Origin of the sequence: Rhizobium sp. BK181, from assembly GCF_014193305.1 — a bacterium.
GTDB lineage: Bacteria > Pseudomonadota > Alphaproteobacteria > Rhizobiales > Rhizobiaceae > Rhizobium.
On record NZ_JACHZA010000001.1, the window covers coordinates 560067 to 579413 of the forward strand.

Genomic DNA, 19347 nt, shown 5'->3' on the forward strand with positions numbered 1-19347 from the left:
TCGGTGCGTCACAAACGAAAACGCCCGCGACGAGCGCGGGCGTTTCCGTGATGCTGTTCGATGCCGATCAGGCGGCGTGACGGCTGTACGCCATGCCTTGAGACGCAGTCTGCAGATTGAACTGGGCAAGTAGCTGCATCAGCTTTGCCGCCTCCTGCGCCAGTCCGTGACTTGCCGCCGTCTGCTCCTCGACCATGGCGGCGTTCTGCTGCGTGCCCTGGTCCATGGTATTGACGGCCGTGTTGATCTCGGCCAGCCCGGTCGACTGCTCGCGGGTTGCTGTCACGATCGCATCGACGTGGCGGCTGATCTCCTGCACCTGCCCGACAATCGCTTCCAACGCCTTGCCCGTGTCGCCGACGAGGGTGACGCCGGAGCGGACCTGGCTGTTCGAGGCAGTGATCAGGCTTTCGATTTCCTTCGCGGCCTGGGCCGAGCGTTGCGCCAGCTCGCGCACTTCCTGAGCAACAACGGCAAAGCCCTTGCCGGCTTCACCGGCGCGGGCGGCCTCGACGCCGGCGTTCAGCGCCAGCAGGTTGGTCTGGAAGGCGATATCGTCGATGACGCCGATGATGTTGGCGATCTTCTGCGACGACTGTTCGATTTCGGTCATTGCCGACACGGCCTTGCGGACGATGTTGCCGGACTCTTCGGCTCCGTTGCGGGTGCGCGAGACGAGATCGCCGGCTTCCTCGGCGCGACGCGCCGTGTCCTTGACGGTCGTGGTGATCTCCTCGAGCGCCGCGGCCGTTTCCTCGACCGAGGCTGCCTGCTGCTCGGTACGGCGGGCAAGACCATCCGCTGCGGTGCGGATCTCGCTTGCGCCGGCGTCGATCGCATGAGCGTTGTTGCCGACCGCATGCAGCGCGCCGTGGAGCTTGCTGACCGCGCTGTTGAAGTCAGTGCGAAGACGGTCCAGATGCGACGCGAACGGCGTGTCGATGCGATGGCCGAGATTGCCTTCCGACAATGCCCCCAGAGCGCTCGCAAGCGCATCGACGGCGTGACGGATTTCGGTGGCCTCGCGGCTCTTCTGCTGCTCGCGGTCCAGACGCTCACGCTCGGTGAGGGCGCGGCCGGTTTCCGCCTCCCCTTCGAGACGTTCGCGGTCGATCGCGTTGTTCTTGAAGACGGCAACAGCTTCGGCCATCGAGCCGATCTGGTCGCGGCGCTGCTCGCCCGGAATCGTAACCGATAGGTCGCCTGCGGCAAGCTTCTGCATCGCGGCGGTCATGTCGGTGACTGGACGGATCACCAGGCCGTGCAGCAACCAGGCCATCGCTGCGATCATCAGACCGACGGCAAGGATAGTGGCAACGGTTGCGGCAATGCGGAACTCGTTCAGCGAGGCGAAGGCAGCGTCGCTGTCGACAACGAAGCCGAGATACCATTCGACTGACGGAAGACCGGCAACAGGCATGAAGCTGACAAGCACGTCCTTGCCGGCGAACCGGGTCGGGACAAGAGCCGACTTGATCGCCGGGGTCTCAGCCGGAAACGCGTCGGCGAGCGTTTTCGTCACCAGCTTCGCATCCGGATGGATCAGGATCTGGCCGCTCTTGTTGACGAGGAAGGCGGTGCCTTTGCCACCAAGGTCGATCTCCTTGATCATGTCGACCATGGTCTTCAGCGAGAAGTCGCTGCCGACGACGCCGGCCAGCTTGCCACCGCGGCTGACGGGAACTGCCGAGCTGATGATGAGATCTCCGCTCGAGGCATCCACGTAGGGCTCGGTCATGACGCTGGCGTTGGCTTTGACTGCATCCTGATACCAGGGGCGCTTGCGCGGATCATAGCCGTCCGGCATCGGCAGCTTCGGCCACATGGTGAAGACGCCCTGCTCGTCACCGAAATAGGTACTGACGAACTGGCTGGTCAGAACATCATTCTGGAGCACGGTCTCGACGCCCTTCTGGTCGACGGCGCGACCGATGGCGTTGGCCACCATGGCGGTCAGCGTCACGCGGCCGTTCATCCAGTTGGCCAGGCTGTGCGCAGCCTGCTCGCCCGAAGAGTTGATGTTGGCTTCGATTGCCGCCGTCGCGGTGCTTTGCTCGACGGAATTGATGTAATAGGAAAAGGCGGCAAACGCCACGAGGACAACGGCAGACGCGGCAACGAGGATGCGCGTCATCAAATTCGTCTTCTTTTTCAAGGATTTTCCTTTCGTGAGCGGTCCGCGCCGTGTTTGACGAACGCGGGCTGCTCGATGCGCAGGCTATGGGCAAAGCTGAACAAAGCGCCTCATGCGCCCGGACGACCGCGACATCGGCGCGCGCCGTCAAGCCCCTAATATTAGAGGGGCATTTAAAACTGACTTAAAATTCTACGGAATTCGAATTTTTCCAGTCAACGCCGCATGAAGGCTTCGAAGGCCGCCCTCGCTTCGGCGCTGTGCAGGCGTTCGAAGAAGTGGCGTGCCTCATCGTCAATGCGGGTGATGATTTCCTCCCGGTCGCCGCGGATCAGGTCACGGGCGATCTTCAGTGCCTCGGGCGGCTTGGCTGCGAGTTTGGCGGCGGTCGCCAGCGTCGTAGCTTCGACCTCGTCGGCCGCGCAGAGCTTCCAGACGAGTCCGGCTTCCCGCGCTTCCTCGCCGGAGAAGCCTTCGCCGAGAGCCAGAAGCGCAAAGGCACGCTGCTGTCCCATGATGCGCGGCGCAAGCAGGCTGGACGCTGCTTCCGGGACAAGAGCGAGATCGACGAACGGCGTGCGAAACTGGCTGCGCGCGGAGGCGACGGTCAGGTCGCAATGCATGTGCATCGTCGTGCCGATCCCGATCGCCAGGCCGTCCACGCCGGAGACGATCGGCTTTTCCGAGCGGACCATGGCATAGAGAAACTCGACGATTTCCCGCGGCATGGCCCCGCCCATCGCAGCAGCCAGGAAATCACCGAGATCGTTGCCGGCGGAGAAGCAGCCTTCGGTGCCAAGGAAGACCGTCGCGCGAATTCCTGTGTCGCCATTGGCTGCGATCAGCGCATCCGCAATCTTCCGATACATCGCCCGGGTGATGGCATTTTTCTTTTCCGGCCGGTTGAAACGGATGATCTGGATGCCGGGATGCGCTGCATCCCGTTCGACGATGACGTGCTCTGTCATGATGGTCCCTCAGGCAAGAATGATCTTGGCAGCGGCAAGGCTTGCGGCGCCGTTGATGACGCAGTCCTTCAGCGCCGTAACTTCCGAAAGAAGATTTTCCGCGGCAAAGCGGCAGAGCGCGATGCGCCGCTCGGCGCCACCATCCTGCGCCGGTGCGAGCCCGCCCTTGGCAAGGTAGCAGCCGGTCAGGACGAGGCCGAAGAGACGCTGATAGGGTGTCGCGCCGGCTAGCGCCTCAGTCGTCTTGCCATCGCCAACCTTCGCCAACAGCCAGTCCGTCGCTTCGCCGAGGTCGGTTATCGCTGCGTCGAGCTGGTTTGCCGTCGCGCCGAAGCCCTCGAGATTGGAATGGCGGACCTGATCGGCAATCTCGTTCAATTCGGCGATGAAACCGCGGACCTGGTCGCCGTTGGAGAGTGTCAGTTTCCGGGTGACCAGATCGATTGCCTGAATGCCGTTGGTGCCTTCATAGATCGGCGCGATGCGGGCATCGCGCAGGTAACGCGCAGCGCCCGTTTCCTCAATGAAGCCCATGCCGCCGTGCACCTGAATGCCGAGCGAGGCAACGTCGACGCCGACATCGGTGGAGAAGGACTTGGCGATCGGGGTCAGCAGCGCAGCGCGCTCCTGCCAGTGCGGCCTTCCGTCGGAGGCGCGATGCGACATGTCGATGGCGTGGGCGCAGGCGTAGGAAATTGCTCGTGCTCCCTGAGTCAGCGCCTTCATCGTCAGCAGCATGCGGGTAACGTCGGGATGTTCGATGATCGGGCTCATGCCACCGCCGGTCCAGCTGGGTGCCTTGCCCTGGGTACGCTCCTTGGCGTAGCCGATCGCCTTCTGCGTCGCTGCCTCGGCAACGGCAACGCCCTGCATGCCGACGGCGAGGCGGGCGTTGTTCATCATCGTGAACATGCAGGCGAGGCCCTTGTTCTCCTCGCCGACCAGCCAGCCGATCGCCCCCTTCTCGGAGCCGAACTTGCCATCGCCATAGATCATCGTGCAGGTCGGCGAGCCGTGGATGCCGAGCTTGTGTTCCAGAGAGTGGGCGAAGAGATCGTTGCGGGCGCCAAGCGAGCCGTCCGTATTGACGAGGAATTTCGGCACCAGGAACAGGGAGATACCGCGCGTCCCTGCTGGTGCATCCGGCAGGCGGGCTAGGACCAGATGAACGATGTTGTCGGCCGCATCGTGCTCGCCCCAGGTGATGAAGATCTTCTGGCCGAAGATGCGGTAGGTGCCATCGTCTCGGCGCTCGGCACGGGTCTTGAGCACGCCGAGATCGGAGCCGGCGTGCGGCTCCGTCAGGTTCATCGTGCCGGTCCATTCACCGGAGACAAGCTTTGCGAGATAGGTATTCTTGAGTTCGTCGGAACCGTGGCTGTTGATAGCCTCGATTGCCCCCATGGTCAGCGTCGGGCAGAGCGCGAAGGCCATGGAGCCGGAGTTCCACATCTCCAGCGCCGCGACGTTCAGCATGTGCGGCAGCGCCTGCCCGCCAAACTCTTCAGGTGCCGTCAGTCCGTTCCAGCCGCCGGCGCTCCAGTTCCGATAGAGATCGCGCCAGCCATCCGGCGTCACGACCTTTCCATCCACCAGCCGCGACCCCTGGCGGTCGCCTATCTCCGCGAGCGGGGCCACTTCATCTGTGGCAAATCGTCCCGCTTCATGAAGGATCGCATCGACGAGATCCTCTCCAAGATCACCGAGCAAACCCGCGTCGAGCGCGTTCCCCAATCCGGCAACGTGCTTCAGCGTGAACGCAATCTCATCGACAGGCGCTTTGTACATTCTTGACCTCCTCGCATTGCAGGCCCTCGAGCCGCAAAGCCCTCCGGCACCTCCATCGGCAGAGCTAATTGATTTTTACGTAAACGTCAATTTTAAACTTCCGACAACAATCCGGCGGGGAGTATGGTATCGGCAGTATTGCGCACTTGCACAAACAGCCGTCATAGAGAATCTCTAAGGACACATACCGCCATCGCAAGAGGACCGGCGCACCAATGGATACTTTGCCCGTCACCATCCCGGGACTCGTGTGGGCCTACCGCTTCCCGACGGACGGCGGCAAGGCAATGCGGCTCGCAAACAGCGCGCCGCAGACCGAACTTACGAACGGCGGCGGCTTCTACTGGCTGCATCTCAACCTGGCCGACGCCAGGGTTCCCGGTCTGCTCGATACGATCGAGAGCTTAAGCGACGATGCCAAGGCAGCGTTGGTCACGCGCGATACGCATGCGGCCATTACCGTGGACGAACAAATGCTCTACGGCACCCTCGTCGACTGCCAACGTGAGTTCGATCGCGAAACAGCCGATCTCGGTTGGCTGCATTTTGCGATCTCCGACTGCTTCATCATCACGACCCGGCTGCAGCCGCTGCGCAGCATCGAGCGCGTTCGCGTCATGGTCGAGAAGAATCCCAAGAAGTTCGAACGGCCTGTCGATTTGTTTGAAACCCTGGTGATCGAGTTCCAGCGTACGTTGATCTCGATCGTGATGGAGATGACCGAGGAGCTCAATGCCATCGAGGATTTCGTCTATGACGCAGCGCCGCGCGACGAACGCTTGCGGCTCGCGCCCGTCCGTCGCACGGTCGTTCGGTTACACCGGCACCTGAGAACGGTGCTCGCCCTGATGCGCCGCGCCGCCGCTTCGCATGACGACGAAATGCCGTTTGGTTTCGATGATGTTGCCGGACGGTTGACGAGCCGCCTCGAAACGGTCGACCACGACATCTATGCCCTGCAAGACCGCGCCCGCCTGCTGCATGAAGAAATCGACTCAAAACTGTCGTCCGAGACGAACCGTCACCTCTACATTCTATCGATCATGACAGCCTTCCTGCTGCCGCCGACGTTGGTGACGGGTTTCTTTGGCATGAACACCACCAACCTGCCTTTTGCCGAGGGGAGCGGCGGAACCGAATATGCGGTGGCGCTGATCATCGCCTCGATCGTGCTGGCATGGTGGCTGCTGAAGCGCGTCCGCATTCTCTGAACGCAAAAGCCCGGCATCGCTGCCGGGCTTTTGAGTTGTATCCAGCTTCACTCAATACGGAGAAACGCACTGCTGGCGCGGGCCGTTGTATGGCTGAAAGGTATTGTCGTAGGCGCGATAGGAGCGGTAGCGCGCTTCGCACCAGGCGACATGGCTCGAAGCCAGCGGAGCGGCGGGCGGCGCCACATAGGTCGGCTGCGAGGCGATCGCGCCACCGATTACAGCGCCGGCGCCGAAGGCCGCAAGCGGGAACCAATAGCCGTTGTAGTAACGGTAGCCGTTTCGGTAGTAAGGATACCCACGGTAGCCACCGTACCAGCCAGGCCGATAGGCTGGGCGGTAACCCGGATAGTAGCCAGGGCGGTAGCCGGGATAGTAGCCCGGACGGTATCCGGGGCGATAGCCGGGGCGGCAGTACGGGCCTCGGCAATACTGGACGTCCTGAACGTCACCGGACTTTTCAACCTGCGGCAAGGCTGGCATCTGCATCGCCTGCAAGGGCGCATAGCCACTTACCAGCGTGACAAGGGAAATAACGGCAATCGCTATCTTCTTAAAAAATCCAGTCATGGAATCTCCATTTCCAGGTTGGAATACGCGCGCACGATAACGCGAAGGCTATGAAAACGTTCCAATGACCGGTTTTCATGACGTTGGCGCGACTTTCCGTTCTTAAGCGATCCCGGATTAACCGGGCATTAACCGCCTTTCATCACGCTCACTCCATGAGGCAATCCTGGAGAAATTTTCTGCTTCGCTTGGTGGTTCCAGCGCTTGCCGCGGGGATACCGACGCAGGCTGCCTCTGCCGATGCCCTTCCCTGGAAGAACGCCAGCAACGCGCTCGTTGTCGACGCTTATGAATTAAACACGATCGACTGGAATTCTCTGCTCTCCGACAAGCGTATCGCCGCCTTCATCTCGAAGGCCTCCGACGGACTTCCGGAGAGCTTCTCCTGCACCGGCGACCATGCCGGGGACACGGTCGCCCACTGCAAGACCATGTGGCGCAAATATGCGGTGAGCCGCGAACTGTTCCAGACGCGGCGGCTTGTGGCGCGGGCGGCGGGCCTTCTCTGGGGCTCCTATCACCTTGCGCGACCGGGAAATCCCGTCGACCAGGCCAACCATTTCCTTGAATACGCCGATCCCAAGGACGACGAGATGATGATTCTCGACCTCGAGGGGATCGATCCTCAGAAATTCATGTCGTTGGAGGACGCGCAGATATTCGCCGGTCATATCAGGGCGCGAACCGGACGCTACCCGGTTCTCTATACCAACCACAACACTGCCCGTTACATCGCAGCCTACCGCAACGACTATCCCGTGCTGGCGCGGCTGCCGATCTGGTATGCGCGATACAAGCCCGATGTGAAGGGTGTGTTCCCGATGGGCAACTGGGACAACTATCTGATGTGGCAGTTCTCATCCGGTACGAACTGCAGCAAGCGCCGCTGTCCGTATCGCGTACCGGGCACGCTGACCGACATCGATGTCAACGTCGCGCCGATGAGCCGGGCGAAACTCGCAAAAATATGGGCGCGCGGCAACCTTCTGCCGGCGCGCGAACCCGACCCGCCGCTCATTCTCGCCAAGATCGAGATGGAACCGCGCGCAAGTCCGGCGATGGACATCGCAGCTCTTGCCCCGGATCCCATCGTCAGCTCTTCGATACCACAGAGCCAAGTGGTCCGAGCTCGTCGCGACTTCTGAGGCGCGCGCTTAAAAAAGACCCCGTCTCACAGGGAGACGAGGCCACTCGGGAGGTAGCTTTCTCAGCAGATCAGGCGACGACGGAGAGCTTCGCCTGATCGCCCTGCAGGCGATTGACCATGAAGTTCGAGTACCATTCGAGGAACTGCATCACGCCGCCCTCATGCAGCATCGAATAGGGGCCGGGCTCGTAGGCCGGCGAGTGGATGCCGAACGCATTCTCCTCGACGATACGGCGATCCTGATCGTTGGTCTCGGTCCAGACGTGGGTAAGTTCGGCCAGATCGTAATCCACACCCTCGACGGCATCCTTGTGCACAAGCCACTTCGTCGTGACCGCGGTCTCGTTGGCGCTGAGCGGCAGCACCCGGAACGAAATCGCGTGGTCGCCGAGAATGTGGTTCCAGGTCGTCGGATAATGAAACAGCAGCATCGTGCCGATGCGATCAAGCGTCACGTCCTCCGAAAGGGGCAGCTTGACGGCGCGTTTGCCGGACATGGTGTAGCTCTCGGCATCCTCGATCAACGGCATGCGAGCCGTGCGGAACTGGCCATCCGGAGAAATCTGGAACTTGCTCGGCAGGCCTCCGGCCTCGCAGCGTGCCCAATGTCCAGCGATTTCCGGATCGTCGGCGCCGCCATCCGTGCCGGTGACGCTCGGCGCTTCCGGGTAGGTGCGGCAGAGTTCGGGGTGGTTGGCCGCGCAGTGATAGCACTCGCGGTTGTTTTCCCAGACAAGCTTCCAGTTGCCCTTTTCGATGATCGTGCTCTGGAAGGCGACCTTCGCCTCGCTCAGGCGATGCGGCAGCATATAGGGCGCAACCATGTCGCGGATCGGCTGGAAGTCCGGCGCGTTCTCGGCGAGACAGATGAAGATATAGCCGCCGAAGCTCTCGCAATGGACGGGCTTCAGGCCATAGCCGGTCTTGTCGAAATCATCGCCCATGTGGCGGGCAAACGCGAGCTTGCCATCGAGATCGTAGGTCCACTGGTGATACGGGCACACGAGACGAACGGACGAGCCGTGCTCCTTGGTGCAGACACGCGAGCCACGGTGGCGACAGCTGTTGTGGAAGGCACGGATGAGGTTGTCTCGTCCACGCACGATGACGACTGGATACTGGCCGATCTGGACCGTGAAATAAGCCCCGGCTTTCGGCAGCTCGCAATCGTGGCCCATGAAGAGCCAATCGCGGTAGTAGATCATTTCCATATCGAGCTTGAAATAATCCTCGTCGATATAGAATGGCTGCTCGAGACTGAAGCCTTCCCGGCGGGCCTTGAGTTGCCGCAATACGTTGTTGCGAATATCCATCTGCACATCCTCGTATAGTTGGGCCGCCGCTTAGGTCGAAGGCGAGAGCCGCCGGAAGCTTCGCTCCCTCTCCGTCAGGAGATTTTCTTGAAGGGCATTTAACCACCGCCGGCCCGCGGCGCTTGGTTGTAAAGCGACATCGGCTTCGAAAATGACGACAGGCAGCAAAGGAGCCCGGAATCGGCTGCATCATTCCGCTTCCGCTTGCCTCGTTCCCGGCAACAAAGGTCAATTACGACATCAGCGCAAGCCAATTCACACTTGGGATTTCGACGTAGTGTTACCACCGCTCTCGCAATTGCGACCTAGCTACCTGGCCCTGATCTTGTCGATCCGCGATGGAGGCAGCGTTTAACACACCATTAAGCATGATTGCCTATCCTCGCCACATCAGACACGCATGCGGATACCTACCATGGCGAAGCTTCGCTATTTCGACGCCAGTAATAGCCTCAATGCCCGCAACGCGACGCCGGCGGCTTCGCATTCGGAATTCCTGCGTACCGGTAAGATCACGCGGACGCGGGCGCACTGGCTCGCCGAAGAACGGCGCTATCTCACGCATGACGAAGTCGCCGAGAGGACCGGCCGCACGCTGGCGAATGCCGGCGAAAAGACGCATCAGAATATCAACGGCTTCCACCGCTCGATCCAGTTTCCGAAGATGCTGTTCCATCGGACGCTGCGGGACAGCCCGCATCTCGGCTACTGCCACGTAACGGCGTCGCGGACGAAATTCGCCCGCTACGAGGAGGTCAGCTGGGCCTTCTACATCGCGAATTTCTACGCCGACATCGGCGACAACGACAATTTCTTTGACAGGATCGATGTCAAATATTCGCGCATGTACTTCGCGGTCGCCATCAAGCCTGGCGAACACACACCGGAAAAGATGACGATCGACCGCTCGGTGCGGGGCAACGGCATACTTTTCCGCACCGACGATCCGCAGGTCGCCATCAAGAACGTACTTCTACTTGGCGCGCGCAACGAACAATTGCGCGAGATCATTCGCCAACTCTGATCGGAGCATAGCTCTGATATTGATCCTGCCGCTGGGAAAGCATAAGGACTGCCGGACAGCAATCCGGGCAGCGCATGGCACGATCGATCGACATCACGAAAGACAGGCAAGAGGCCATCAAAGCCGGTTGCGCGGTGCTTGGCGAAGGGTTTCCGATCGCGATCCCGACGGAGACGGTGTACGGCCTTGCCGCCGATGCCACAAATCCGGTGGCGATCGCCCATATCTACGAGACCAAGGGCCGCCCGCGCTTCAACCCGCTGATCTGCCATATGGCCGATCTTGCCATGGCCGAAGACTATGCGGAGTTCGACCCGGTTTCACGCGCGCTGGCCGAAGCCTTCTGGCCCGGCCCGCTGACGCTCGTGCTGCCGCTGAAGCCCCGAAGCGCCATTCATTCCCTGGCGACCGCAGGTCTCGACACGGTCGGTATCCGCGTTCCGAAGGGCTTTGCCGGCGAGCTGATCCGCGCCTTCGGGCGACCGCTCGCAGCGCCCAGCGCCAACACCTCCGGCAAAATCAGCGCGACCAGCGCCGCCCATGTCGATGCCGATCTCGGCGAGCGCATCAGGCTGATCCTCGATGCTGGTGCGAGCGCCGTCGGTGTCGAGTCGACGATCGTCAAGGTCGAGGATGGCAAGGTCCGGCTGCTCAGGCCAGGCGGTTTGCCAGCCTCGGAGATCGAACGCGTGGCCGGTCAAAAGCTTCTGCGATCCCGGAAAGCGTCCGCAGCCATCGAGGCACCAGGAATGTTGGCGTCCCACTACGCTCCGGGTGCAACTGTCCGACTGGACGCAACCCACGTCGATGCTGGCGAGGCGTTGATTGCGTTTGGCAAGACCGCAGTTGCCGGCGCCGATGATGCCAGGATCGTTCTCAATCTCAGCCACGACGGCGATCTTGCCGAAGCGGCGGCGAACCTGTTCGACTATATGAAGAGAGCCGATGCCAGCGGCGCTGTGACGATCGCCTTCTCGGCCATTCCCGACGAGGGACTTGGCGAGGCCATCAACGACCGGCTGCGCCGCGCCGCCGCCCCACGAGAATAACAAGAAGGACCGAGTTTCGATGAGCAGCGTTTCCCCCGAACTTCTCGACCGTTTCACCGCCATCGTTGGCGAGAAACATGCCTTCCGCAGCGAAGCGGATCTCGCGCCGCATCTGATCGAAAACCGCGGCCTCTACCATGGCTCCTCGCCTCTCCTGCTGAAGCCGGGCTCGGTCGAAGAGGTGTCGGCAATCCTGAAGCTTGCGAGCGAAACCGGCACCGCGGTGGTGCCTCAGACGGGCAACACCGGCCTCGTCGGCGGCCAGACCCCGCGTGAAGGCAAGTCCGATATCATCATCTCGCTCGAACGCATGAACAAGGTTCGCGATGTCGATCCGGTGGCCAACGTTCTCGTCGCCGATGGCGGCGCGATCCTTGCCGACGTGCAGAAGGCGGCAGAAGCGCATGGCAGGTTGTTTCCGCTAACGCTTGGGTCCGAGGGGTCGTGCCGGATCGGCGGCAATCTCTCGACCAACGCCGGCGGCACGGCCGTGCTTGCCTACGGCAACATGCGCCACCTCTGCCTCGGCCTCGAGGTGGTGCTGCCGACCGGCGAGGTCTGGGATGGGCTGCGCCGCCTGAAGAAGGACAACACCGGCTACGACTTGCGTGACCTCTTCATCGGCGCCGAAGGCACTCTCGGCATCATCACCGGCGCGGTGCTGAGGCTCTTTCCGCAACCGCTCGGCAAGCAGGTTGCATTCGCCGGGCTCAATTCGGTCGAGGATGCGCTTGCGTTCTTCAACCTTGCTTCCAGCCTCTGCGGCACCTCGCTCACCGGTTTTGAGCTCATGCCGCGTTTCGGCGTCGAAATCACCGCGCGCAACATCGAGGGCGTACGCGATCCGTTGGAGTCGGCGCATCCCTGGTACGTGCTCGTCGATATTTCCACGTCCGACTCCGCCGAGACGGCCGAGCGGATGATGACGGCGCTGCTCGAGCAAGGCTTCGAGGCCGGGTTGGTTCAAGACGCGGCGATCTCCTCTTCCGTCGCTCAGCAGAAGGCGCTCTGGCATATGCGCGAAAGCATGTCGGAGGCGCAGAAGCCGGAGGGCGGATCGATCAAGCATGACGTTTCCGTGCCGGTTTCGGCGATCCCGGCCTTCATGCACGAGGCCGGCGAAGCCGTCATGGCTGCGATGCCGGGCGCCCGCATCTGCGCGTTCGGCCACATGGGCGACGGCAATATTCATTACAACATTTCCCAGCCCGTCGGCGCGGACAAGCAGGCTTTCCTTGAGCGCTGGCACGAGATGAACCATATCGTCCATGGTTTCGTCCTGGCACATGGCGGATCGATTTCCGCCGAGCATGGGATCGGCCAACTGAAACGTGATGAGCTGGCATCGATCCGTCCGGCGATCGAAATGGAACTGATGCGCAGGATCAAGCGCTCCTTCGACCCGGCCGGCATCATGAATCCCGGAAAGGTCGTCAATGTCGACTAGAGGAGGTCGCTGCTAAGGCGGTCAGCCCGATGTGCCACCGGTCAGAATGCTGAGCGCCGGTGAGTTGTTGGAATTGTTCTGCAGGTCATACATTGCGGTGAACCGCTTCAACAGCTTGTCGACCTTCTTCGAATCCTGAAGGTCGTCGAGATTGACGAACTTCTTCAGAAGATCGACCTGCTTCTCGACATCCATGCTGGAAATACCGCTCGGCAGGCTGAAGGTGGTTGTGATGACCTGGAACAACGCCTTGTCCCCGAGAATGCTGTAGAGCGAGGTTATGTCGGGAGCCTTGCGGGCGAAATAGAGAGCAAGACGCACGCCGTCGTTGCTTTCACCCTGCTGCGTTTCGAGAGTCTGCTGAAGATAGTTCGTCTGGGTCCGATCCTCGGCGCCAACATTCTGAACGGCGCCGATCTTGGCGCGTGTCAGGTCTCCGGCGGTATCGAAGTTGAAGTCGGCAACGATTTCCTTGAACTTGGAGTCCGCCTTTGTATTCAGATAGCTCTTGGAATCGGACGGATCCGACGTGAAGATTTTCCGCAAGGTTTCGTCGTCGTACTTCTTCGGATCGAGACCATTCGCCTTCAGCACGAAGCTGGTCAGCTTGTCGTTCTTCAGGAAATCATCAAGCGACTTCACCTCGGCCATGCCTTTGGCGAAATCATCGACGGCCTTCGTCGCGTCCTTCGAAGCCTTGTCCTTGATCGAGCCGTCGTCCATTCCCAAGGTGGCGCGCGACTTGTAGTTCGTCGCGTACTTGGCCATGACAGCGGGTGACAGCGCCTGCACTTCCGACGTGATCTTGCCGTCGCTGCCGAAGTTGAAGGCGCGGACGAGATTGGTGATGCGCTCGTCCTTGAACGAGGCGACATAGCCGTTCGGATCATAAGGGTCGCTCTTCAGCAACTTGCGCAGTGTCGAACGCGGCACGTCCTGCTCCGTCAGCCCGTAGGCGCGCAGCGCCATCTGATAGGGATCCGGCAAGCCATCGTTGCTGTTGTCGAGATCCGCCGTCGCGTTGGAGCGGAGGAAATCGTCCACTTTCTTGATGTTGTCGTCGCTCATCCGCTCCTTGTAATTGGCGACGGCCGCGTCCATGGCCTCTTGTTGTGCGTCGTCATAGCGGACCGAATAGCTGTCGGTGGTGTTCATCAGTTGTTCGGCGCTTTGCGGACCGGAGGCGGCCGCGGCCGAGCCATCGGCAGCAAAACTGAAGCCTGCGTTGACATTGCTGAAGCCCTGCGCGGCAGCGAAGCTGGGATCAATCAAGATGTTCTTGAGATCAGCATCACTGATATTGGCCGGCATCTGGTAGACCGACTTGATAAAGCTGGTCAGCTTCGTATCCGCGATCAACTGGTCGACATTGGAAATCGTGCCGATCGTGCTCTGGAAGTAATCGAGGTTGGAGCGCGCGCCTGAACTGGTCACGCGCGCCTGAGCGGAGGTCTGCGCATTGACGTCATCCGGTACGCTGCCATCTGCCTGAAAGTTGAAAGCCGAATGGACCGCATCATAGCCAAGGCTGGCGGCATAGGTTGCGTCGGTGAGAACGCTCTTGAAATCGGCATCGCTGAAGGTCTGCGGTATGCCATAGGCATCCTTGATATAGCGCGTCAGCCCTGCGTCGGCGACGAGATCGTCGACATTGGTGATGTTAACGATCGTGGACTGGTAGTAGCTGGTCGCCGAGGCGGCCAGGTCGCCCATGGTCTTTATCTGATCGGGCGTCTGCGCCGTGTAGGACGCCGCCGCGCCGTTGATCGTCCCGTCGGAATTGAAGTTGAACGCCTGATTGGCTTCGCTGAGATCCAGAGACGTCGCGTAGCTGGCATCGGTCAGCACGAGTCTCAGCGCTGCGGTGCTGAAATCCTGAGACATGCCGAAGGCCGTCTTGATGTAGGACGTTAGGCGGCTGTCAGCGAGAAGATCGTCGACGCTGGTGATCGCTCCGATCTTGGACAGGTAGTAGGCTTTGTTGTAGTCCGCTGCGGCAGGGGTGACGATCGACGGAACAGTCAAGTTGTACTGTTCCATGACGGCGTCCTTTTGGGCAGCGGTCTGCGCCGCGCCATTGACAGTGCCATCGGCATTAAAACTGAATTGCGCAGCAAGCGCCTGATATTTTTCGTTGCCGTTGACGTTCACGAAGCTGTTCGGATCGTTGACGTCGCTGGTCAGAACCTGCGTCAAGAAGTCATTGGAGACGTATGTAGGATCAATGCCGTAGGCCTTGAGGACATAGGTCCGGACACGGCTGTCACCGACGATATCCGAGACATCCTGCGCTGCATCGATCGCATTGCCGTAGTAGTCGGTCTCCGTCGCCGCATTCTTGCTCTCGTCGGCAAAGGACTGCGTGTAGAGGCCGATCAGATCGTCTTCCTGCGCGTCGCTTTGCGCATCCGCTGCCGGCGAATTGAAGTTGAACGCGGCGGCAAATTCCTTGTAGCGCGTATCGGTCAGCTTGTTGGCGAAGCTGCCGGCATCGGTCAGATCACTCTCCAGGACTTTCTTCATGAAGGCCTTGGCGTAGGTCATGTCGTCGAGGCCATAGGCCTTCATCGCATAGCTGTAGAGCCTGTAGTTGCCGAGGAAATCGTCGACGTCTTTGACCTTGTTGATGTTGTCCTTGTAGTAGTCGGCGTCGCGCTTGACCGTAGCCTGGGAGGCAACGCGATCGAGGCTCTGCTTAATGTTCCCCGACACTATGTTGTAGGCCATCGAAGCAGAGATCATAACACGCCCTTTTCCGGCAAAGTCTTCAAAGTACGACAGAGTGGTTCTGCGCCATTTTGCGATAAAAAGCTTACCCGAGACTTACCCATCTTGCGTTGCAATATGAGACAGCCGGCGTTCACCCTCCGGAAACCTTGCCGGCTTCGGTTTTGATAACCATTAAGGGAGGCAAAGTTTTCTTAACCGCGATTTTTAAGCTGTCTCGAACAGGCGGCGCCTATTGTCGAGCCATAGAGGGCGAAAAGCCCCGAGGAGAAGACCGGAAACCGGCTCTCAGGTAAGACAAGGGTAGAATGAACATGAACAACACCGTTATGAAGCCCGTATGGGCTGGAACGACACTGCGTCTCGATCCGTCTCGCTTTCCCCAACAGGTCAGCTACGCCATCCACGACTCCACAAGTGACGTCAGCATAACGATCGACGAACGTGGCGCTATCCTGCGCAAGGTTCTCCCCTCGAGCGGCCTGCCGCTTTCGATCGCACTTCCCAAGCGCGCCTTCAAGGGCGTTGCCGCCCGCGCCATCGACCATGGCAACGGCGAGGTCACCGTAACCCTGGAGCTTCACCACGAAGATCCGGAGCTCTGCGTACCCCTTCTGGTCGCTCACGACCTGGCGGATATTGCCGCCGACTGGCGCAGCTGGTCGGAAGCCTTCCGCATTCCGATGCTGATGGTCGAGGCAGATGGCATTGCCCGTCCACTGGAAGAACATCTCGGCGACCTGCGGACCAGCGCATTGAAGCCGCGCCGCCGCCACTCCTACTTCGCCAACCGCCGCCCGCGCTTCCTCGTGCGTCGCACGACCGGCAAGCTCGGCGTCGCCATGAAGATCGAAGGCAAGGAAATCATCGCCCGCAGCTGAGCGGGGCGATCTGCCAAAACCGAAAACCCGGCCATTGTGCCGGGTTTTTCGTCTTGGTCTTCCGTATCGTGCCTAAGGCAAGACAAAGAGCAGCGACAAGAAAAGGCCGGCAAAGATGATCAGTCCGACGCGATTGTTGGATTTGAACAGGGCCAGGCATTGCTCGCCGTCGTTGATATCCAGCGTTACGATTTGCCACGCAAACATACCGGCGGCAATGAGCAGGCCGAGATAGGCGAACAGTCCGACACCTGCCGCCAGGAAGGCGCAGAAGGCGAGCACGAGGGTCAGACCATAGAGGCCGACGAGCCACTGTTTCGTCTTGTCGCCGAACAGCCGCGCGGTGGAACGAACGCCAATCAGTTCGTCGTCCTCCTTGTCCTGATGGGCGTAGATGGTGTCGTAACCGATCGTCCAGACCACCGAGGCGACGTAGAGGAAAATAGGCGCCAGCGAGAGGCTCCCGAAAATCGCGGCCCAGCCCATCAAGGCACCCCAGGAGAAGGCAAGGCCAAGGAAGAACTGCGGCCAATCCGTAAAGCGCTTGGCAAAGGGATAAAGTGCCACAATGGCGAGCGAGAGGACGCCGAGGATGACGGCAAACCAGTTCAACTGCAGCACGACCAGCAGCCCAACCAGCGCCTGCAGGACGATGAACGCCTTGGCCTGGTTGCGCGTCACCCGACCCGACGGCAGCGGCCGCGAACGAGTTCGCGCCACTTCCATGTCGATCTTGTGGTCAACCAGATCGTTGTATGTGCACCCTGCCCCGCGCATCGCGACTGAACCGATGAAATAGAGCACGAGATGGAAAACCAGCTGGCCGCCCGAAAACTGGCCGAGAGTGGCTGCGGCGTTGGCAGCCATTGTCGCCGACCAGAAGCAGGGCCACATCAGCAACTGCCAGCCGATCGGCCGATCCCAGCGTGCAAGCTGCGCGTAGGGCCAGAGCCACGGAGGCAGGACCCGATAAACCCAGTTGTTCGATGGCGCATCCGCAACGCGCCCGTTCATTCCGCCGATCTGTTGCATGACGCCATCTAGCGATCGGTCAAGGCGCGGGTCAAGGTCCAATTCATGGCCGCCGGGGCGACCTTTCAGCGCTGGTTCCATCGCCGAATGACCGGTTCCGTCAGGTCATGCTCGTAGCCGAGAACGCTGATGCTTGTGGTGTCGAGGATGAAGCGCGCGCCGGATGTCGGCGGCAATTCGAGCCAGCGGGCGCCGAGAACGCGCAGGAAGTGCGAGCTGGAGAAAATCAGGATCGGGGCATTGGCCTGCCGGAGGCCCGAAATGATCCGGTCTGCCCGTGCACCAACGTCGTTCGCCGCCTCGCCGTTCGGGCAGCCGTCGTGAAACAGCTGCCAGCCTGGTCGGGTCGCATGAATTTCCTTGCTGGTGACGCCCTCGTAGTCGCCATAGTCCCACTCAGCCAGATCGTCCTTGACGATCGCGCCAACTCCGAAGCCGGCAAGTTCGCAGGTGTTGCGTGCGCGTTGCGACGGGCTCGACCAGACGGCCGCGAAGCTCTTGCCCGCAAGACGTGGACCGACCTGACGCGCGGCCAACTCGCCGTTTTCGGTGAGCGGGATATCACTGCGGCCAGTGTGTCGTCCGGACAGGCTCCACTCGGTTTCGCCGTGACGGACAAGATAGATTTCCGGAAGGGTGTTTGCCATTGCCATCAGGCTCCGAAATTGAAAGGGCGCGGTCCTTGCCGCGCCCTTTGATCTGGGTCAGAGAATGACCTTTTCGAGCGGCGGGCGCGTCGCCTCGAATTCCTTCAGCTTTGCCTCGTTCGCCGCGATGTAGTCGCGATTGTCGGGGGTCGAATACTGGTTCTTGGAAATCTGGATCTGCATGACGAACAGTTCGTCCCAGCGGAAGCCGATCTCGGACCCGGCGAGATAGAACTCCCACATACGGAAGAATTGCTCGTCGTAGAGTGCGACCGCTTCGGCCTTTCGCGCGACGAAGCGGTCGCGCCAGTGGCGCAATGTGTAGGCGTAATGCAGCGGTAGCACTTCGACATCGCGAACCAGCAGCCCCGCACTTTCGATGAACGGCAGCGTCTCGCCGATCGAGGGGATGTAGCCCTGCGGGAAGATATACTTCTCGATGAAGGCATTGGTCGCGAAACTCGGCTTCGGACGGGCAATCGAGTGCAGCACCATGACGCCGTCATCGGCAAGAAATTCATGCACCTTCTTGAAGAACTTGCCGAAATTGCCGATGCCGACATGCTCGAACATGCCGACCGATACGATGCGGTCGAACTTCCTGCCCGTCATCGTTCGGTAATCCTGCAACTCGAAGCGCGCGCGATCGGCAAGACCGCGCTTCTGCGCACGCTCCCGCGAGATCTTCAGCTGCTCCTTGCTGAGCGTGATGCCGGTGAGCTCCAGCCCTGGCGTGGATTCCACCAGGTACATGCCCATGCCGCCCCAGCCGGAGCCGATTTCAAGGACGCGCTGGTTCGGTTCGAGCAGAAGCTTCGCGGCGATGTGCCGCTTCTTGGCGACCTGCGCCTCCTCCAGGCTGATGCCGGGCGGGTTGTAGTAGGCACAGGAGTATTGCCAATCCTCGTCGAGAAAGAGTTCGAAGAGCTTTTCGGACAGATCGTAATGGTGGGCAACGTTACGTCTGTTGCGGTTGATCGGAATGCGGCTTTTCAGCTGCTGCAGGGCAATGCGTCCGATCAGCAGGGCCGCCATCGGGATATCGAAGATCTCGTTGGTGGTATTCTGTTTCACCATCGCCAGGAAATCGTAGATGTTGCCCTGTTCGAGGATGAACCGGCCCTCCATGAACATTTCCCCAAGCTTCAGGGTGGGGTCGCGGCGGATCAGCTGTTCCGCCTCTTCATCGGCCATGCGAACGACAACCAGTTCACCGGTGCCGTCGCCAACCATATGCGTCTCGCCGCTGGCGAGAGTCAGTCTCAGATTACCCTTACGGATGAGTTTTTGGACGATCGATAAGAAAGCCGACGCCATAAGCAAGGCCTCGCATTGTGACAGGATGGTCCAATCAACTTAGTACCTCTCTGCCGCCTTACAAGCGCCGTATTTCACACCTCGGCAACATG

15 protein-coding genes are annotated in these 19347 nt (G+C 60.6%); 6 read left to right on the top strand and 9 right to left on the bottom strand.

The annotated features are described in order from the left end of the window. Positions 1-67 precede the first annotated feature (67 nt). From FHT77_RS02810 to FHT77_RS02820, 3 genes are all read right to left on the bottom strand, one after another. Positions 68-2155 carry a methyl-accepting chemotaxis protein gene (locus FHT77_RS02810; RefSeq protein ID WP_183752303.1) on the bottom strand — a complete coding sequence of 696 codons (2088 nt, stop codon included), beginning with the start codon at positions 2153-2155 and terminating at the stop codon, positions 68-70. 194 nt (positions 2156-2349) lie between these two features. Continuing rightward, positions 2350-3102, bottom strand: a complete 753-nt coding sequence (locus FHT77_RS02815) for a crotonase/enoyl-CoA hydratase family protein (protein ID WP_183752305.1) — start codon at positions 3100-3102, stop codon at positions 2350-2352. Positions 3103-3111: 9 nt separating this feature from the next. Further along, the gene (locus tag FHT77_RS02820) at positions 3112-4890 is read right to left on the bottom strand and encodes an acyl-CoA dehydrogenase (RefSeq protein ID WP_183752307.1); all 1779 of its coding nucleotides are present in this window, start codon (positions 4888-4890) and stop codon (positions 3112-3114) included. Positions 4891-5105: 215 nt separating this feature from the next. Between FHT77_RS02820 and FHT77_RS02825 the strand changes: the two genes are divergently transcribed. Then, a complete protein-coding gene (locus tag FHT77_RS02825; protein ID WP_183752309.1) occupies positions 5106-6101 on the top strand; it encodes a transporter in 996 nt (331 codons plus the stop codon). Positions 6102-6152: 51 nt separating this feature from the next. Here FHT77_RS02825 and FHT77_RS02830 read toward each other — a convergent pair whose 3' ends face one another. Then, positions 6153-6671 (bottom strand): BA14K family protein, encoded by a 519-nt coding sequence (locus FHT77_RS02830; RefSeq protein WP_183752311.1) that lies wholly within the window; start codon positions 6669-6671, stop codon positions 6153-6155. Between the two features lie 155 nt (positions 6672-6826). Here FHT77_RS02830 and FHT77_RS02835 point away from each other — a divergent pair, with 155 nt between their 5' ends. Further along, a complete protein-coding gene (locus FHT77_RS02835; protein ID WP_183752313.1) occupies positions 6827-7816 on the top strand; it encodes a glycoside hydrolase family 25 protein in 990 nt (329 codons plus the stop codon). Between the two features lie 70 nt (positions 7817-7886). On the opposite strand, the gene FHT77_RS02840 is transcribed toward FHT77_RS02835, so the two are convergent. Continuing rightward, positions 7887-9131, bottom strand: coding sequence for an aromatic ring-hydroxylating oxygenase subunit alpha (locus tag FHT77_RS02840; RefSeq protein ID WP_183752315.1), 1245 nt, complete (start codon positions 9129-9131; stop codon positions 7887-7889). A gap of 415 nt (positions 9132-9546) precedes the next feature. Here FHT77_RS02840 and FHT77_RS02845 point away from each other — a divergent pair, with 415 nt between their 5' ends. The 3 genes from FHT77_RS02845 to FHT77_RS02855 all read left to right on the top strand — a co-directional run bounded on the left by FHT77_RS02845 (position 9547) and on the right by FHT77_RS02855 (position 12651). Further along, entirely contained in the window at positions 9547-10155 is a 609-nt protein-coding gene (locus tag FHT77_RS02845) for a DUF6656 family protein (RefSeq protein WP_183752317.1), read from the top strand. Positions 10156-10229: 74 nt separating this feature from the next. Further along, positions 10230-11204, top strand: a complete 975-nt coding sequence (locus tag FHT77_RS02850; RefSeq protein WP_183752319.1) for an L-threonylcarbamoyladenylate synthase — start codon at positions 10230-10232, stop codon at positions 11202-11204. Positions 11205-11223: 19 nt separating this feature from the next. Further along, complete coding sequence (locus tag FHT77_RS02855; protein WP_183752321.1) at positions 11224-12651, top strand: FAD-binding oxidoreductase; 1428 nt, start codon at positions 11224-11226, stop codon at positions 12649-12651. Between the two features lie 21 nt (positions 12652-12672). Here FHT77_RS02855 and FHT77_RS02860 read toward each other — a convergent pair whose 3' ends face one another. Beyond that, a complete protein-coding gene (locus FHT77_RS02860; protein ID WP_183752323.1) occupies positions 12673-15393 on the bottom strand; it encodes a DUF1217 domain-containing protein in 2721 nt (906 codons plus the stop codon). Between the two features lie 299 nt (positions 15394-15692). On the opposite strand from FHT77_RS02860, the gene FHT77_RS02865 reads away from it, so the two are divergent. After that, the gene (locus tag FHT77_RS02865; protein ID WP_016552966.1) at positions 15693-16259 is read left to right on the top strand and encodes a DUF6101 family protein; all 567 of its coding nucleotides are present in this window, start codon (positions 15693-15695) and stop codon (positions 16257-16259) included. Between the two features lie 72 nt (positions 16260-16331). On the opposite strand, the gene ubiA is transcribed toward FHT77_RS02865, so the two are convergent. The 3 genes from ubiA to FHT77_RS02880 all read right to left on the bottom strand — a co-directional run bounded on the left by ubiA (position 16332) and on the right by FHT77_RS02880 (position 19255). Continuing rightward, positions 16332-17291: a 4-hydroxybenzoate octaprenyltransferase gene (gene ubiA, locus FHT77_RS02870; protein ID WP_183752325.1), complete on the bottom strand. Its 960-nt coding sequence runs from the start codon at positions 17289-17291 to the stop codon at positions 16332-16334. Between the two features lie 65 nt (positions 17292-17356). Next, positions 17357-17938 carry a histidine phosphatase family protein gene (locus FHT77_RS02875; protein ID WP_183752327.1) on the bottom strand — a complete coding sequence of 194 codons (582 nt, stop codon included), beginning with the start codon at positions 17936-17938 and terminating at the stop codon, positions 17357-17359. 57 nt (positions 17939-17995) lie between these two features. Then, positions 17996-19255 (bottom strand): cyclopropane-fatty-acyl-phospholipid synthase family protein, encoded by a 1260-nt coding sequence (locus FHT77_RS02880; protein ID WP_183752329.1) that lies wholly within the window; start codon positions 19253-19255, stop codon positions 17996-17998. Positions 19256-19347 lie beyond the last annotated feature (92 nt).

What these genes read in the sequence shown, in the direction of transcription:
- FHT77_RS02875 (WP_183752327.1), bottom strand. Translation starts at nt 17,938, where the DNA reads ATGGCAAACACCCTTCCGGAAATCTATCTTGTCCGTCACGGCGAAACC.
- FHT77_RS02835 (WP_183752313.1), top strand. Translation starts at nt 6,827, where the DNA reads ATGAGGCAATCCTGGAGAAATTTTCTGCTTCGCTTGGTGGTTCCAGCG.
- ubiA (WP_183752325.1), bottom strand. Translation starts at nt 17,291, where the DNA reads ATGCAACAGATCGGCGGAATGAACGGGCGCGTTGCGGATGCGCCATCG.
- FHT77_RS02840 (WP_183752315.1), bottom strand. Translation starts at nt 9,131, where the DNA reads ATGGATATTCGCAACAACGTATTGCGGCAACTCAAGGCCCGCCGGGAA.
- FHT77_RS02865 (WP_016552966.1), top strand. Translation starts at nt 15,693, where the DNA reads ATGAACAACACCGTTATGAAGCCCGTATGGGCTGGAACGACACTGCGT.
- FHT77_RS02860 (WP_183752323.1), bottom strand. Translation starts at nt 15,393, where the DNA reads ATGATCTCTGCTTCGATGGCCTACAACATAGTGTCGGGGAACATTAAG.
- FHT77_RS02850 (WP_183752319.1), top strand. Translation starts at nt 10,230, where the DNA reads ATGGCACGATCGATCGACATCACGAAAGACAGGCAAGAGGCCATCAAA.
- FHT77_RS02830 (WP_183752311.1), bottom strand. Translation starts at nt 6,671, where the DNA reads ATGACTGGATTTTTTAAGAAGATAGCGATTGCCGTTATTTCCCTTGTC.
- FHT77_RS02825 (WP_183752309.1), top strand. Translation starts at nt 5,106, where the DNA reads ATGGATACTTTGCCCGTCACCATCCCGGGACTCGTGTGGGCCTACCGC.
- FHT77_RS02820 (WP_183752307.1), bottom strand. Translation starts at nt 4,890, where the DNA reads ATGTACAAAGCGCCTGTCGATGAGATTGCGTTCACGCTGAAGCACGTT.
- FHT77_RS02880 (WP_183752329.1), bottom strand. Translation starts at nt 19,255, where the DNA reads ATGGCGTCGGCTTTCTTATCGATCGTCCAAAAACTCATCCGTAAGGGT.
- FHT77_RS02815 (WP_183752305.1), bottom strand. Translation starts at nt 3,102, where the DNA reads ATGACAGAGCACGTCATCGTCGAACGGGATGCAGCGCATCCCGGCATC.
- FHT77_RS02855 (WP_183752321.1), top strand. Translation starts at nt 11,224, where the DNA reads ATGAGCAGCGTTTCCCCCGAACTTCTCGACCGTTTCACCGCCATCGTT.
- FHT77_RS02845 (WP_183752317.1), top strand. Translation starts at nt 9,547, where the DNA reads ATGGCGAAGCTTCGCTATTTCGACGCCAGTAATAGCCTCAATGCCCGC.